At 68.0% G+C, this 14,888-nt stretch carries 16 protein-coding genes; 9 read left to right on the forward strand and 7 right to left on the reverse strand.

Annotated elements, in window-relative coordinates:
* From E0H50_RS33805 to E0H50_RS33825, 5 genes are all read right to left on the reverse strand, one after another.
* Positions 1-324: hypothetical protein (locus E0H50_RS33805; protein WP_131295076.1), on the reverse strand; the 324-nt coding region annotated here is incomplete at its 3' end.
* Between the two features lie 107 nt (positions 325-431).
* Positions 432-983 (reverse strand): DUF4240 domain-containing protein, encoded by a 552-nt coding sequence (locus tag E0H50_RS33810; RefSeq protein WP_131295077.1) that lies wholly within the window; start codon positions 981-983, stop codon positions 432-434.
* A 56-nt stretch (positions 984-1,039) separates the two neighbouring features.
* The gene (locus E0H50_RS33815; protein WP_202868451.1) at positions 1,040-2,527 is read right to left on the reverse strand and encodes a hypothetical protein; all 1,488 of its coding nucleotides are present in this window, start codon (positions 2,525-2,527) and stop codon (positions 1,040-1,042) included.
* A 127-nt stretch (positions 2,528-2,654) separates the two neighbouring features.
* A complete protein-coding gene (locus E0H50_RS33820; protein WP_202868452.1) occupies positions 2,655-3,599 on the reverse strand; it encodes an aldo/keto reductase in 945 nt (314 codons plus the stop codon).
* A 29-nt stretch (positions 3,600-3,628) separates the two neighbouring features.
* The gene (locus E0H50_RS33825) at positions 3,629-4,447 is read right to left on the reverse strand and encodes an alpha/beta fold hydrolase (protein WP_202868453.1); all 819 of its coding nucleotides are present in this window, start codon (positions 4,445-4,447) and stop codon (positions 3,629-3,631) included.
* Between the two features lie 78 nt (positions 4,448-4,525).
* Between E0H50_RS33825 and E0H50_RS33830 the strand changes: the two genes are divergently transcribed.
* Positions 4,526-5,170, forward strand: coding sequence for a TetR/AcrR family transcriptional regulator (locus E0H50_RS33830; protein WP_131295080.1), 645 nt, complete (start codon positions 4,526-4,528; stop codon positions 5,168-5,170).
* Here the strand turns inward: E0H50_RS33830 and E0H50_RS33835 are convergent.
* Complete coding sequence (locus E0H50_RS33835; protein WP_238151555.1) at positions 5,167-6,243, reverse strand: LacI family DNA-binding transcriptional regulator; 1,077 nt, start codon at positions 6,241-6,243, stop codon at positions 5,167-5,169. The two genes, E0H50_RS33830 and E0H50_RS33835, sit on opposite strands and share 4 nt — an antisense overlap.
* A gap of 236 nt (positions 6,244-6,479) precedes the next feature.
* Here E0H50_RS33835 and E0H50_RS33840 point away from each other — a divergent pair, with 236 nt between their 5' ends.
* The 7 genes from E0H50_RS33840 to E0H50_RS33870 all read left to right on the forward strand — a co-directional run bounded on the left by E0H50_RS33840 (position 6,480) and on the right by E0H50_RS33870 (position 12,448).
* The gene (locus E0H50_RS33840; protein WP_238151556.1) at positions 6,480-6,710 is read left to right on the forward strand and encodes a hypothetical protein; all 231 of its coding nucleotides are present in this window, start codon (positions 6,480-6,482) and stop codon (positions 6,708-6,710) included.
* A gap of 10 nt (positions 6,711-6,720) precedes the next feature.
* The gene (locus E0H50_RS33845; protein ID WP_131295081.1) at positions 6,721-7,047 is read left to right on the forward strand and encodes an L-rhamnose mutarotase; all 327 of its coding nucleotides are present in this window, start codon (positions 6,721-6,723) and stop codon (positions 7,045-7,047) included.
* Positions 7,048-7,050: 3 nt separating this feature from the next.
* Positions 7,051-8,214: an L-rhamnose isomerase gene (rhaI, locus tag E0H50_RS33850; RefSeq protein ID WP_131295082.1), complete on the forward strand. Its 1,164-nt coding sequence runs from the start codon at positions 7,051-7,053 to the stop codon at positions 8,212-8,214.
* The gene (locus E0H50_RS33855; RefSeq protein WP_131295083.1) at positions 8,211-10,250 is read left to right on the forward strand and encodes a bifunctional aldolase/short-chain dehydrogenase; all 2,040 of its coding nucleotides are present in this window, start codon (positions 8,211-8,213) and stop codon (positions 10,248-10,250) included. Before rhaI ends, E0H50_RS33855 begins: the two co-directional genes overlap by 4 nt.
* Positions 10,251-10,258: 8 nt before the next feature.
* A complete protein-coding gene (locus E0H50_RS33860) occupies positions 10,259-11,680 on the forward strand; it encodes a rhamnulokinase (protein ID WP_131295084.1) in 1,422 nt (473 codons plus the stop codon).
* A 5-nt stretch (positions 11,681-11,685) separates the two neighbouring features.
* Positions 11,686-11,928 carry a helix-turn-helix domain-containing protein gene (locus E0H50_RS33865; protein ID WP_130386717.1) on the forward strand — a complete coding sequence of 81 codons (243 nt, stop codon included), beginning with the start codon at positions 11,686-11,688 and terminating at the stop codon, positions 11,926-11,928.
* A 76-nt stretch (positions 11,929-12,004) separates the two neighbouring features.
* Positions 12,005-12,448, forward strand: a complete 444-nt coding sequence (locus E0H50_RS33870; protein WP_131295085.1) for a hypothetical protein — start codon at positions 12,005-12,007, stop codon at positions 12,446-12,448.
* 6 nt (positions 12,449-12,454) lie between these two features.
* Here E0H50_RS33870 and ilvA read toward each other — a convergent pair whose 3' ends face one another.
* Positions 12,455-13,726, reverse strand: coding sequence for a threonine ammonia-lyase IlvA (gene ilvA / locus E0H50_RS33875; protein WP_131295086.1), 1,272 nt, complete (start codon positions 13,724-13,726; stop codon positions 12,455-12,457).
* Between the two features lie 230 nt (positions 13,727-13,956).
* On the opposite strand from ilvA, the gene E0H50_RS33880 reads away from it, so the two are divergent.
* Entirely contained in the window at positions 13,957-14,823 is an 867-nt protein-coding gene (locus E0H50_RS33880) for an HIRAN domain-containing protein (RefSeq protein WP_131295087.1), read from the forward strand.
* The last annotated feature ends 65 nt before the right edge of the window (positions 14,824-14,888 follow it).

Consider the following 14,888-nt stretch of genomic DNA (forward strand, 5'->3'; position numbering starts at 1 on the left):
CGGAAGGAACGCCCACGCCGGCGCCTTCAGCCGCAGCATCTCGCGTTCGGCCTCGTCCTGTTCGGCCCCGGCCCACAACTCCCACTCCAGCCCGTCCACCCGTGACATCGGCGGCAGGTCGTCGTACAGATCCTCTTCATCCAAGAACCGCGGACCACTCGCACAGTCCGGATCCTCGGGGTCGTAGAGGTCATCGGGTCGAACCAGCGAGCCCGTGGCCTCCATCGCAGCCGTCTCCGCCGACAACTCAGCGGTCATCCGGGCGGCCAGCTCGGGCGTGAGCCACGAAGGCCACTGCTCCTGTGCCACGCCAACCGCTGTCATGCGTCTATATTAGAACAAATGTTCGAACACGACAAATCGCAAAGCCGCCGCGATTCCGTTGTGAGGCAAGGCATCCGGAGATGCCGTTGCCTTAAGCAATGCCGGCGTCAGGCGTCGAGATACAGCGCGGCGAGCCGCGGCAGGAGCGTCTGCAGATCTTCTTCGTCGTCGAAGTCGATCTCTTTGCCGGCCGGAAGATCCGGGGTGTCCGGGGCATCGCGGTCGACGGCCTTCCAGTACGCCGGCTCGTCGCCCGTCAGATTCTTGTAGGCGTGACTGCCGACGTGCAGCATGCCTTCCCCGTCGAAGCCTTCGAACCCCTCCGGCCGGTCCTCGTCCACCACGTCGGCGAGCGAGTCCGGTTCGGCCAGCGCCGCTTCCCACACCTCCCGGCCTTGGGCGAGCAGCCAGCCCCGGAACGAGTCGAACCCGTCTTCCGAAGCGCCGGAGTTGATCAGGTACGCCGCCGCCCACAGATCCCAGCGGTACGACTCGACCTGCAACCGCGCGAGCTCGGTCCCGAACCCGACGATCTCCTCGGCTTCCGCCGTACCCAGCACCTTGGTCAGCGCGTCCGCAACCCCGTCCGGATCAGCCACGGTGTCATCCACCGAGGCCCGCGCATCCTCGACCAGACCCCAGAACGAATCCCTGTCCACCCATAAACCATCTCACCGATCCCGGGTCGAACGGGAGCGTTGATTGAGGATGATCTTCAGAGAGATGGTTCAGGCGTTCCAGGCCAGCTACTGGGCAGACTCGGTGCGGAAGGCCCGGCACCGTCCGTGTTCGGTGGCGCGTCCGGGCCGAGCACCTGACCGTTCTCGGGCTGCCGAAGTATCTCGTCGGATGCGGCCGCGGCCTCAGACGACAATTCGGCTCCGTCCTGTGACGACAACGCGGTGGATGTCAGCGACGGTCGTTCGTCCGATGTCTCCGGTACCTCGCGCAGTCGCGGCGGCACGGCCGTCCACGCCCGCAGGTCCTGCACGATGTCGCCGTAGAAGGAGTTGATCGCGTTCTCCACCGAGTCGATGAACGAGCCGCGACCTCGCCCACGCTTACTGCCGAGCGGTGATCCGAGCGCGATCCGGAATGAGCGGAGGTCCTTCTTCGGGTCCTCGATGAGCAATGCCGGTTGGTCACGGACAGCACGCAGCAACTCCGCCGTACCGGCCCCGCGACCATGCATCACGAACGCTTCGAGTCTCGTCGAGTCAGGTGCGTGCCTGAGCTGGCGCAGCAGCCAGTTGACCCGGGTTGTGGCCCGGCCATCCCGCGGTGCGGCGATGTCGACGTGACAGGTGACAATTCCTGCCCGCAGGTCCGTGGTGACCATCAGCGGCCCCACCGCGTTCGGGATGTTGATCGCACCTTGAAGGGTCCCGTGAGTACTCATCGACTGCACCAATGACTGTGAGCGCAGTACGGGATCGGCCAGCTCCTTTCGGGACAACGACGGCGTGACATCGTCACCGAGCTTCCGGCCGAGTTGAAGGCTGACGTACGTGAGGAGCGCATCGAACCGAGCGGCAACCTCGGGTGCGCACTTGTCGCCCGGGCGGAGTGTGCCGGAGGCAACGGCTTCCCGGGTTGTCACCCACGAGGGGCCCATGTCGTCGAACTGGAGCGCTCCTGACCGCGGATGCTCGAGGTAGCGGATCAGCTCACCGAGGATCCAAGCCTGGTCAGGGTCGGCGACGCCCCGATGTTCCTTCTGCAGCACGGCCTCTGCGAGAACCATCGACCAGGACCAATGGTGCAAGGCGACCCGTTTGAGCTTCCGCTTGTCGACCGTGGTCGGATGCAGCCCGGCGACGGCCGGAATCTCGTTCGAGATCGTGATGACGGCATCGAATCCCTGCTCACGGGCGATATCGAGGTAGGCCTCGAGTTGTTCCGCGTCCAGTGCATTGACGCCTGTCTTCACCTCGACGAGCGCCGTCCATTCCTTCTGGCCGCGCCGCGACCGCAGAAGTCCGTCCGGGTACAGGCGCCGCTCGCCTAGGTAGAACGGCACCTCGATGTAGGTCTCCAGCTGCCCTGCTGGTGCCCCCAACGGCTGGGTCAGAACCCGGCCGAACTCGCGCACCGACGACATCACGGCGAGCAGAGCGGAGGTCGCCCGGCGCTCCTGTTCGTCGGCACCGTTGATTCCTGAGGTCGGTATCAGGCGTGCCTGATGCCAGCTTTCCTCTGCCATTTGCCATCCCCCACGAACTCGTCACGGCAGACCCCCCACAGGCCCGCATCACCGTGATCACCCCGTTGAGCACGGCACCCTACGCCTGTCGTCACGCAACGTGAAGAGGTGACGTGGAATCTGGTCTCTACCAGACCTCGTCGAGTTGGCGGTGTTGTTCCGGGGTGAGGGTGAGGTGGGCGGCGGAGAGGGCGGTGGTGAGGTAGGTGGGGGTGCTGATGCCGACGATGGGGGTGATGGCGGGGGTGCCTGCGGTGAGCCAGGCGAGGACTACTGCGGAGCGGGTGGTGTTGAGGGTGGTGGCCAGGTCGGTGAGGGCTTCCAGGCGGCGGGTGGTGCCGGGGTGGTCGAAGGCTGGGTCGATGGGGCGGTCGGCGCGGTTCTCGTAGGCGCCGGACATCAGCGGGCTGTAGGCGAACAGTTGCTGCTCCGGGTTGTTCTGTGCGTAGTCGAGGACCTCGTCGGTGATCCAGCCGAAGCGGTGGTCGTGGGCGTGGTCGCGGACGAACGGCCGCGGCTGCAGGTACGAGTAGCGCAACTGCAGCGCACTCGGCGCCATCACACCCAGCTCACCCGCCAGACCGCGCATCCGCTCGGCACGCCACAGTGCGTAGTTCGACAGCCCGAGGCGCCCGATGGTGCCGGCCGCGGCGTGCTTGCCGAACGCGGCGACCGTCTCCTCCTGCGGAGTGGACCTGTCGTCGCGGTGTGCCCAGTAGAGGTCGATGTGGTCGACACCGAGACGACGGAGCGAGGTCTCGAGGGCGGCGTCGATCGCCTTCGCGCCAAGGCCTTCCGCGTGCTCGGGGTAGCTGCCGGGCCAGAGCGGCTCGCACCCGACCTTGGTCGCCAGCTTGACCCGGTCTCGTACGCCGGGCCGCTGCGCGAACCACCTCCCGAGCAGCTCCTCGCTCTGTCCACCGTGTCCGCTCGGGTCCTGCCAGAACGCGTAGCAGTTCGCGGTGTCGATCCACTCCCCGCCGGCGTCCACATACGCATCCAGCAACCGGAACGAGGTCTCTTCGTCGATCCGCGTCCCGTACTCCATCGCGCCCAGCGCAAGATTCAGCATGCGCACGATCCAACAATCTGGAGTGCGCTCTAGGTCAAGTCCGCGAACTCCCGCAGTACCGGAGCCAGCGTCGCCGCCTCGGTCCCGTGGTTCTCGCCCGGGATCGCCCGCAGCGTCGCAGTCGGTAGGTGCTCGGCCACGGCCGTGGCGCCGGCGGAGAGCGCGGGCCAGGTCTTGTCGCCGTACAGCACCAGGACGGGTACCTTCACGTCGGCCCAGCGGTCCGCGGGCAGCGGGTTGCCCGACATCGTGGTCCCCATGATGCGGCCGTCGTACGCGATCGTGTGCGCGACCTCCTCGACCGGCGCCCAGTACGGCGACTGCTTCATCCCCGGGATCGCTTCGGCGGGCATCATGGCGGCCGCGGTCATGAACAGCTCAGCGGCCTTGTCGCGACGCCCCTCGGCGACGAACGCATCCAACTGCTCGACGTAGTCGGACGGCAGTGGCGGCCGTACGTCGTCCACGACGACCGGCGGCTCGAACAACACCAGCCCGGCGACCGGTAGCCCCGCGGCCGCGGCGTCCAGAGCCAGCAGGCAACCCGACGACCAGCCGAAGAGGATGGCCGGCTGGCCGCCACTCTCAACCGATGCAGTCTCGATCAGGGCGGCGAGGTCCTCGATCTCCCGCTGGATCGCGTACGGCGCGGTGTCGGTGCTCGCGCCGCGGCCCCGCCGGTCGTACGCGTACGTCCGGAAGCTGTCCGTCAGCAGCTCGCCGACCTCGCCGTTCAACGGGTTCACGGCGCGGTGCGCGGTCGCACCGTCGATCAGGATCAGCGGTCTGCCCTCGCCGTACGCGTCGAAGTCGATGGTGGTGCCGTCGGCCGAAGTCACGGTGCTCATGGTCATTCTCCTCACTGGATGGGAACTGGACCGTACAGTACTAGGCAGAGAACTGGACTGTCTAGTATGATTTTCGGCATGGAACCGGAAGAGGGCCGGACGCCCCGCAAGCGCCGCGCGATCCTGGCCGCGGCGACCGAGGTCTTCCTCAGTCACGGGTACCTCGGCGCGAGCATGGACGAGGTCGCGGCCAAGGCCGGCGTCTCCAAACAAACCGTCTACAAGCAGTTCGAGAACAAGGAGCGCCTGTTCGCCGAGATCGTCCTCGGCACCAGCGACCAGCTGCTGGACGGCCTCCACCAGGCGTACGTCGACACGCTCGAAGGAGCCGTCGACGCGCGCGAAGCCCTGCGTGCGTTGGCGCATCGCCTGCTCCAGAGCCTCACCGCCGACAGCGTCCTGCAGCTCCGCCGGCTCGTGATCGCCGAGGCGGATCGGTTCCCCGAAGTCTGCGGGGCCTGGTTCACCAGCGGCTTCGAGAAGTCCCTCGACGCACTCGGGCAGGCGCTGACCCGCCTGAGCGACCGCGGTCTGTTGAAGCAGCTCGACGACCCGACGCTGGCCGCGTACCAGTTCGCCGGTCTGGTCATGTACAAGCCGATGAACCGCGCGATGTTCGCGGGCACCAGACAGCGCCCGAAGCCCGGTGAGCTGGAAGATCTCGCCGACCGTGCGGTCGACGTCTTCTTGGCGGCGTACGGACTAGAGAGTCCCGCGCGCTAGAGAGTCCCGCGCGTTGACGTGCGGACCACCAGCTCCGGTGTGAACGTCACGCGCTGGTGCTCGTGGTCCGGGTTCGACGACTCGTCCAGCAACAACTCGGCGGCCGTCCGGCCGAGCAGCTGCCGCGGCTGACGCACCGAGGTCAGCGGTACGGCGGCCGCCTCCGCGAACTCGATGTCGTCGTACCCGACGATCGCGAGATCCTCCGGTACCCGCAGCCCGAGGCTCACGCACTGCTGCAGCAACCCCAACGCCAGTAGGTCGTTCGCGCAGAACGCGGCCGTCGGCCGGCGATCCGCCGGGAGCCCCGCAAGTCGTTGCCCTGCGCCCCTACCTTCGGCGACCGTGAGCGCGCCGGTGGTCAACTCGATCAGATCCGCCGTCGGCTTCCCCGCGGTGCGCAGTGCGCGCCGGGCGCCGTCGCGGCGGTCGATGACCTGCCCGATCGTGTTCGGTCCGCCGACGTACGCGATCCGCTCGTGGCCGAGCTCCAGCAGATGCGAGATCGCGAGCTCACCGCCGAGGATGTCGTTCACCGCGACCGAGCAGTGCGAGGCGTCGTCGAGTGCCCGGTCGACCACGACCACCGGCGTACCGCGGGAGGGCAGTTTGCGCAGCCGGGACGAGTTCTGGTCGATCGGCGTGATCAGGATGCCCTGGACGCGTTGCTGCTCGAGCAGATCGAGGTACGCCGCCTCGCGGTCGGCGTCCTCGCTGCTGGTACAGAGGAACACCGACAGGCCGGCCGCCTGCGCCGCCTCCTCGACACCCTTCGCGACATCGGTGAAGAACGGGTTGCCGGCGTCGAGCATCACGTACGCGAGGATCCGGCTGGAGCCGGCCCGCAGCTGGCGCGCCGACTCGTTGCGGACGAAGCCGAGTGAGGCCATCGCCGCCTCGACCTTCGCCCGGGTCAGCGGGCTGACCACCTCGGGACGGTTCAGGACGTTCGACACGGTCCCCAGCGAGACGCCGGCGGCCGCCGCGACCGCCTTCACCCCGGCCGCGTGCGGCTTCGGCGTACGGCGCCGCCGGGTGCGCTCGGGCAGGGCCTCCGCATCGTCGACCGACACGAGAACCTCCCTCCGCACCTGAAGCACACTGACAGCACACCGGCAGCACACTGACAGCACTTGAAACGTCTTAGCGGCCGCAGAATACCCGCTCCGCGCGGATTCTCCGCAGCACGAGTCCAGGATCGGCCGCAAAACCTGGGCGGGCTCTTGACGGCCCCTGGGGTGCGAGCTTAGCGTCAGTGCACTCTCTTGAAACCTTTCATCCAAACTCCTGGCCCGGGACGGAGGTGACCATGCCCGACGGTTCCCCGATCTTGCGGGTGCGAGAGGTGTCGAAGTCCTTCGGAGCGGTCGCGGTCCCGGACCTGTCCGTGGCCGAGAACATCGCGACGGGCAGCCATCCGCTGGGTCGTTTCAACACCATCGACCGGACCGCGATGGTCCACCGCGCCGACCAGAGGTTCGGTCGCCTCGGCGTGTCGATCGAGTTCACCGCCGCCGACATCGACCAGTTCAACTTCTGAGGGCTCCTTCGTGAATCGCTACTGCTTCTGCCTCCAGGTCCGTCCGGACCGCCTCGACGAGTACGTCGAACGGCACCGCGACGTCTGGCCCGACATGCAGGCCGCGCTGCGGGACTCGGGCTGGCACAACTACTCGCTCTTCCTCCGCGACGACGGCCTGCTGATCGGGTACGTCGAGTCCGCGGACCTGGAGGCGGCGCAGAAGGCGATGGCGGCGACCGACGTCAACACCCGCTGGCAAGCCCAGATGACCGAATTCTTCACCGGCACAGACGGCAGGCCGCCGGACGAGTCGTTCCTGCTCCTGCCCGAGATCTTCCACTTGAAAGAGGACTGAAGCATGACGACCGAAGCCGTGAAGGCCGCCCTCAGCCGCCAGGAGATCGAGCTGCCCTCGTGGGCGTTCGGGAACTCCGGCACCCGGTTCAAGGTGTTCAGCCAGCCCGGGGTGCCGCGGTCGCCGGAGGAGAAGATCGCCGATGCGGCCGTCGTCCACAAGTACACCGGCGTCGCGCCGAGCGTCGCGCTGCACATCCCCTGGGACAAGGTCGACGACTATGCGGCGCTGGCGGCGTACGCGAAGGAGCAGGGCGTCCGGCTCGGGGCGATCAACAGCAACGTGTTCCAGGACGACGACTACAAGCTGGGCAGCGTCACGAACCCGGATCCCGCGGTCCGCCGGAAGGCCACCGACCACCTGCTCGAGTGTGTCGACATCATGGACGCGACCGGGTCCCGCGATCTGAAGCTGTGGTTCTCCGACGGCACCAACTACCCGGGCCAGGACGACATCCAGGACCGGCAGGACCGGCTCGCGACCGCGCTGAAAGAGGTCTACGACCGGCTCGGCGACGACCAGCGGATGCTGCTCGAGTACAAGCTGTTCGAACCGGCCTTCTACACCACGGACGTGCCGGACTGGGGTACGTCGTACGCGCACTGTCTCGAACTGGGGCCGAAGGCAACGGTCTGTATCGACACCGGGCACCATGCGCCGGGGACGAACATCGAGTTCATCGTGGCGTTCCTGCTCCGGACCAAGAAGCTCGGCGCGTTCGACTTCAACAGCCGGTTCTACGCCGACGACGACCTGATGGTCGGGGCCGCGGACCCGTTCCAGCTGTTCCGGATCATGAACGAGATCGTCCGCGGCGACGCGCTGGACCCGGACCGCGGGATCGCGTTCATGCTCGACCAGTGCCACAACATCGAGGAGAAGATCCCTGCGATCATCCGCTCGGTGATGAACGTCCAGGAGGCCACCGCGAAGGCGCTGCTGGTCGACCGCGACGTACTGCGGGCCGCGCAGCAGTCGGGTGACGTCCTCGGCGCGAACGCGGCGTTGATGGATGCCTACAACACCGACGTCCGCCCACTGCTCGCCGAGTTGCGCGAGTCGCAGGGCCTGGACGCGGACCCGGTCGCGGCGTACAGGCGCAGCGGCTACTTCGAACAGATCACCAAGGACCGCGCCGACGGTCAGCAAGCCGGATGGGGAGCATGACAGTGAGCGACACCGCAGCCGAACTCGTTGCGCGGAGCAACCGACTCGGTGCCGATCCACGCAACACGAACTACGCCGGCGGCAACACCTCGGCGAAGGGCACGGAGACCGATCCGGTCACCCGGCAGCCCGTCGAACTGCTGTGGGTGAAGGGGTCCGGCGGCGACCTCGGCACGCTCACGTCCAAGGGTCTCGCAGTACTGCGGCTCGACCGGTTGAACGCACTGGTCGACTCCTATCCGGGCGTGGACCGTGAGGACGAGATGGTCGCCGCGTTCGACTACTGCCTGCACGGGAAGGGCGGTGCGGCGCCGTCGATCGACACCGCGATGCACGGACTGGTTGATGCCCCTCATGTCGACCATCTGCACCCGGACTCCGGGATCGCGTTGGCGACCGCGGCGGACGGCGAGAAGCTGACCGCGGAATGTTTCGGCGACCGCGTGGTGTGGGTCCCGTGGCGGCGGCCCGGGTTCCAGCTCGGGCTGGACATCGCTGCGGTCAAGCGAGAGAACCCTGCCGCGATCGGCTGCGTGCTCGGTGGCCACGGGATCACCGCATGGGGCAACACGTCCGAGGAGTGCGAGGCCAACTCGCTCGAGATCATCCGCACGGCGGAACGCTTCCTCGCCGAGAACGGTAAGGCCGAGCCGTTCGGCGCGGTCGTCGAAGGCTTCGAGGCGCTGCCGGCCGACGAACGCCGGGAGCGAGCGGCCGCGCTTGCCCCGGTGATCCGCGGTCTCGCATCGACGGACAAGCCGCAGGTCGGGCACTTCAACGACTCCGACGTGGTGCTCGAGTTCACCGCTCGGGAGAAGCTGACCGAGCTGGCCGCGCTGGGCACGTCCTGCCCGGACCACTTCCTCCGTACCAAGGTACGTCCGCTGGTGCTGGACCTGCCGCCGTCGGCCTCGGTGGAGGACGCGGTGGCGCGGCTCAAGGAACTGCACGAGGCCTACCGCGAGGAGTACGCGGCGTACTACAACCGGCACGCCGAGCCGGACAGCCCGGCGATGCGGGGCGCCGACCCGGCGATCGTGCTCGTCCCGGGCGTCGGGATGTTCAGCTTCGGGAAGGACAAGCAGACCGCGCGGGTGGCCGGCGAGTTCTACGTGAACGCGATCAACGTGATGCGGGGCGCCGAGGCGGTGTCGACGTACGCGCCGATCGACGAGCGGGAGAAGTTCCGGATCGAGTACTGGGCGCTGGAGGAGGCGAAGCTGCAGCGGATGCCCAAGCCGAAGCCGCTCGCGACCCGCGTCGCCTTCGTGACCGGTGGCGGGTCCGGGATCGGCAAGGCGATCGCGCAACGGCTGGCCGCCGAGGGTGCGTGCGTTGTCGTCGCGGACCTCGACCAGGCCGCGGCCGAGGCGGTGGCGAAGGAGATCGGATCCACCGACGTGGCCGTCGCGGTCGGTGCGGACGTGTCGTCGGCGGCGGCGGTCGAGGCCGCGTTGCGCGAGGCGGTGCTGGCGTTCGGCGGTGTCGACCTGATCGTCAACAACGCCGGGCTGTCGATCTCGAAGTCGTTGCTGGAGACAACGGATCGCGACTGGGACCTGCAGCACGACGTGATGGCGAAAGGCTCGTTCCTAGTCTCGCGGGCGGCCGCGAAGGTGCTCATCGACCAGGGTATGGGCGGCGACATCGTCTACATCTCCAGCAAGAATGCCGTGTTCGCCGGCCCGAACAACGTCGCGTACGGATCCGCCAAGGCCGACCAGGCGCACCAGGTTCGGCTGCTTGCGGCCGAGCTCGGCGAGTACGGCGTCCGGGTCAACGGCGTGAACCCCGACGGCGTCGTTCGCGGATCAGGCATCTTCGCCGGCGGCTGGGGCGCGAAGCGGGCCGCGGTGTACGGCGTACCGGAGGAGGAGCTCGGTGCGTACTACGCGCAGCGGACCCTGCTGAAGCGTGAGGTGCTGCCGGAGAACGTCGCAGCCGCGGTGTTCGCGCTGACCGGTGGGGACCTGACGCACACGACCGGCCTGCACATCCCCGTCGACGCCGGCGTGGCCGCCGCCTTCCTCCGCTAGGTATCGGTATGAAGCGCGTCGCGGCGGTGGATCTCGGGGCCTCGAGCGGGCGGGTGATGCTCAGCGAGGTTGGCGCCGACGTACTCAAGCTGCGTGAGCTGAACCGCTTCTGGAACGGTCCGGTGCGCGTGGGCGGCCGGCTGCACTGGGACGTCCTGCACCTCTACCGTTCGATCCTCGAAGGTCTCGCCGTGGCCGGCCCGATCGACAGCATCGGCATCGACTCCTGGGCCGTCGACTACGGACTGCTCGACGACGCCGGCCGTTTGCTCGGCAACCCCGTCCACTACCGCGACTCCCGCACCGACGGCGTGATGGAACGCGTCCTGTCGACGATCCCCACGACCGAGCTGTACGCCGTCACGGGTCTCCAGCAACTGCCCTTCAACACGATCTACCAGCTTGCCGCCGAGAAACTGCCGGCTGACGCCATCACCTTGCTGATGATCCCTGACCTCCTGGCCTACTGGCTGACGGGCGAGATCGGTGTGGAGCGGACCAACGCCTCCACCACCCAGCTGTACGACGTGCTGGCCCGCGACTGGAGTGATGAGTTGATCGGGCGAGCCGGGCTGCCGCGGCCGGTGTTTCCTGCACTGCGCGAGCCCGGCGAGGTGATCGGCAGTGTGCTGCCCGATGAGACCGGGCTGGCGGCGGGGACTCCGGTGATTGCTGTCGGATCGCATGACACGGCGTCGGCTGTGGTCGCCGTACCCGCTGTCGGTGAGCGGTTCGCGTACATCTCCTCCGGTACCTGGTCGCTCGTCGGACTCGAACTCGACGCGCCCGTGCTGACCGACGACGCTCGCGAGGCGAACTTCACCAACGAAGGCGGTGTCGACGGACGGACCCGGTTCCTGCGGAACGTGATGGGGCTGTGGATCCTCCAGGAATGCCAACGGGTCTGGGGCGCCGACCTCGACGATCTGCTCCGCGCGGGCGCCGATGCCCCGCCGTTCGCCGTCCTGATCGATCCCGACGCACCCGAATTCCTTGCACCCGGCAACATGCCGGCCCGGATCGACGAACAGTGCCTCCGGACGGGGCAGGAGCCACCGCGGAACCGTGGCTCGGCGGTGCGCTGCATCCTGGAGAGCCTCGCGCTCGCGTACCGCCGGACGTTGCGGGCCGCGCAGACGATCGCGGACCGAGAGGTCGACGTACTGCATGTGATCGGTGGTGGCTCACAGAACGAGTTGCTCTGTCAGCTCACCGCCGACGCCTGCGGCGTACCCGTCCTCGCCGGGCCCGTCGAGGCCTCCGCGCTGGGCAATGTCCTCGTCCAAGCTCGCGCCCTCGGCGAGCCCTTCCCGGACCTGAGCGCGATGCGCGCCCTGGTCCGATCCACACACTCTCCGCGGCGCTACGACCCGCAGGGAAAACCGGCCGACTGGGACGCCGCCGAGTCCCGGGTGTTCGGAACAAGGTGATCAGCATGACCGTCCTCCCCCAGGAACTTCGACCGCTCGCGCGACGGGTGCCGCCGCGCGAGATCAGCCACGACGACCTGCAACTCCTCCGATTGCTCGCCACCGGCCTCCCGGTCGACGGCGTCGCCCGGCGCCTCGATCTGTCCGAACGCACCGTCCGCCGGCGCACCCGGCTGATCTGCGACCGCCTCGGCTTCAGCACCGCCATCGAAGCCATCGTCTGGGCCGCCCGCCGCGGCCTGGTGTGAGGGGGCGTCCGAGGAGGAGTTAGGCGGCGACGGCTCCGGGTACCGGGGGTTCTGATCATCAAGCCGAGGAGGACCGATGGACGGAATGACCATTGTCTGGATCGTCGTCGCGATCGCCGTACTGGTCATCGTGGTCGCACTGATCGCGAGCGCGATGTCGCGCAAGTCGCAGCATCGGGCCGAGCAGCAGGCGTACGAGCACGAACAGCAGGCGCGAGCCAGCGCAACCCACGCCGAGAAGCAGCGTGCGGTCGCCGACGAGGTGGACGCGCGGGCCCGCAAGGCGCAGGCCGCCGCCGACGAGAAGACGGCCGAGGCGCGCCGGCTGTCGGCGGGAGCGACCGAACGCCGCGATGCCGCCGAGAACGCCCGCGCGGAATCGGACGAGCACCGCAGTCAGGCCCAGAACCTCTGGCCGGACGACGGCTCCCAGAACCGCGAGGGCCAGCCGGTCGACCCGGACTGGGACGACGGCCGGCATCCGCACGACCCGCGGAACCCGAAGCACACGCGGGGTTGAGCAACGTCAGATCAGGTACCTGAATTCTGGTGAGTTCGGGTTGATGCGTTCGATGTCGAGCGGGGCGGCCTCCATGCGGGACAGCAGCAGCGGGAGGTCGTCCCGGGCACTGATCTCGATCCCGACCAGGGCGACGCCGGTCTCGCGGTTGTTGCGCTTGACGTACTCGAACAGCGTGATGTCGTCGTCGGGGCCGAGCGTCTCGTCGAGGAACGCGCGCAGGGCGCCGGGTTCCTGCGGGAACGTCACCAGGAAGTAGTGCTTGAGGCCTTCGTACACCAGCGAGCGCTCGAGAATCTCGCCGTACCGGCTGACATCGTTGTTCCCGCCGGACAGCAGACAGACCACGGTCTCACCCGGACGCACGTCGAGACCGTTGCCCAGGGCACTTGTCGACAAAGCGCCCGCCGGTTCCGCGATCAGGCCGTCGGTCTGGTAGAGCGCGAGCATCTCCGAGCACACCAGCCCTTCGGGCACGGACATCAGCTCGACGCCGGCCTGCTGCACGAGCGGCAGGGTCGCGTCACCGACCCGGCGTACGGCGGCACCGTCGACGAAACTGTCCAGCTGCGGCAACGTCACCGGTTCGCCGGCCGCGATCGCCGCCGCCATACTTGCAGCGCCACCCGGCTCCACCCCGACGATGCGTACGCCGGGATGCCGCTCGGCGATCCAGGTTGCAACCCCTGCAACGAGACCGCCGCCGCCGACCGGAACCACGAGTACGTCGGGAGCGTGGCCGAGCTGCTCCACCAACTCGATCGCCACGGTCCCTTGCCCCGCAACGGTTCTCGGATCGTCGAATGCCGGCACCATCGTCGCCCCGGTCGCGGTGCTTTCCGCGATCGCTGCGGCGGCAGCGTCGTCGTACGTGTCGCCGGTGACGATCACCTGGATCTGCTTGCCGCCGAGCGCCCCGATCCGGTCCCGCTTCTGGCGCGGCGTGGTCCGCGGCACGTACACCTTGCCCTGGACACCGAGAATGTGGCACGAGTACGCCAGCCCCTGGCCGTGGTTGCCGGCGCTCGCGCACACCACGCCGGCGGCCTTGGCCGCGTCGTCGAGCTGCGCGATCAGGTTGTACGCGCCGCGCAGCTTGTAGGAACGGCCGATCTGCAGGTCCTCCCGCTTCAGCCAGACCTGGGCGCCGGTGCGCTCCGAGAGACGGAGATTGCGCTGCAACGGTGTACGGACTGCGACGCCGTCCAAGCGCTTGATGGCGGCCTCGATCGCTTCGGCGTCAACCGTTGACCGAGTGCCTGAACCACTGCCGTGCATGACGTTCCTTCCCGTGCATTTGCACGATCTTCGCCGATTCGCTCGCTGCACAAGACGATTCGCGTCCACAGTCCGGACCGGCGGATACCCATTGCGTATCAGACTCTTGCACCATGCGTGAAACGGCTCTTCACTGGGCAGTCTAGTTTTCATACGCTCACTCGGTGTAACGGCCAGGGCCTTGAAAGGGATGAGCCGTGTAAAGCCGGTCAGTGAGGACTGGAGGGCACATGGAACTGATTCCGTTCAGTCTGTGGGGCGACGCATTGTGGTGCGGTCAGGAAGTCGTGCGGGAGGCCCCGCACGAGCAGGCGATCCGAAGCCTGTTCCCGGACCCCATCCCCGCGCGCGGCGCAGATCTGGACACCGAGGCGGACCTCGTCCCGGAACCGCACAACCGTTTCGACCCGCGGTCGATCGCCGTCCGGGTGCAGGGCAAGGTTGTCGGCTATCTGCCGAGGGACGACGCGCACCGGTACCACCCGGTGCTGTCAGATCTGGTGGCACAAGGCCTGCAACCGCAGGTCCCTTGCCACCTGTGGGTCAGCGAGTGGGAGCCGGCGGACTGGGACGGTAAGGGCACCCAGGGCACCGAGTTCCACGCCAGTGTCGCGGTCGCCCTCGGGCAGCCGCACATGCTCATGCCGGTGAACCTGCCCCCGCCAGGCAGTTTTCACCTGCTCCCGCCCGGCAGCGGCATCGTCGTACCGGGTAGCGAGGTGCATCCCGACGTACTGGCGCCGTTCTTCCGCGCGGAGGGCGAGTGCTGGGCGTACGCCACCATGCACGCGATCGAGGAGGAGGACAGTTTTCAGGACCGGCACCGGATCGTGGCCGAGATCCGGCTCGACGACGAACCCGTCGGCCGGCTCAGCCCGCGACTGAGCGCCGAGTTCCTGCCCGCCATCCATTACCTCGCCGACATGCGGGCCGAGACCGCCGCCCGGGTCGCCGTCCGTGGTGACCGTTGCGCATCGGAGGTGATCCTCTACGCGGCGCGGAGTCACGACCTGCCGGCCACCTGGCCGGACGGGCTGGCCCGCTCCCCAGTCGCTTCCCCGCAATGGCACTACTGGGCAACAAAAGAGGCCAATTAGGCGGCTGCGCAGTACTGACCATGCCTCACCAGGCCGGCACTGCGGAGCTACTTGGTTTCACGACG

Origin of the sequence: Kribbella sindirgiensis (assembly GCF_004331435.1) — a bacterium.
GTDB classification, from domain to species: Bacteria; Actinomycetota; Actinomycetes; order Propionibacteriales; family Kribbellaceae; genus Kribbella; species Kribbella sindirgiensis.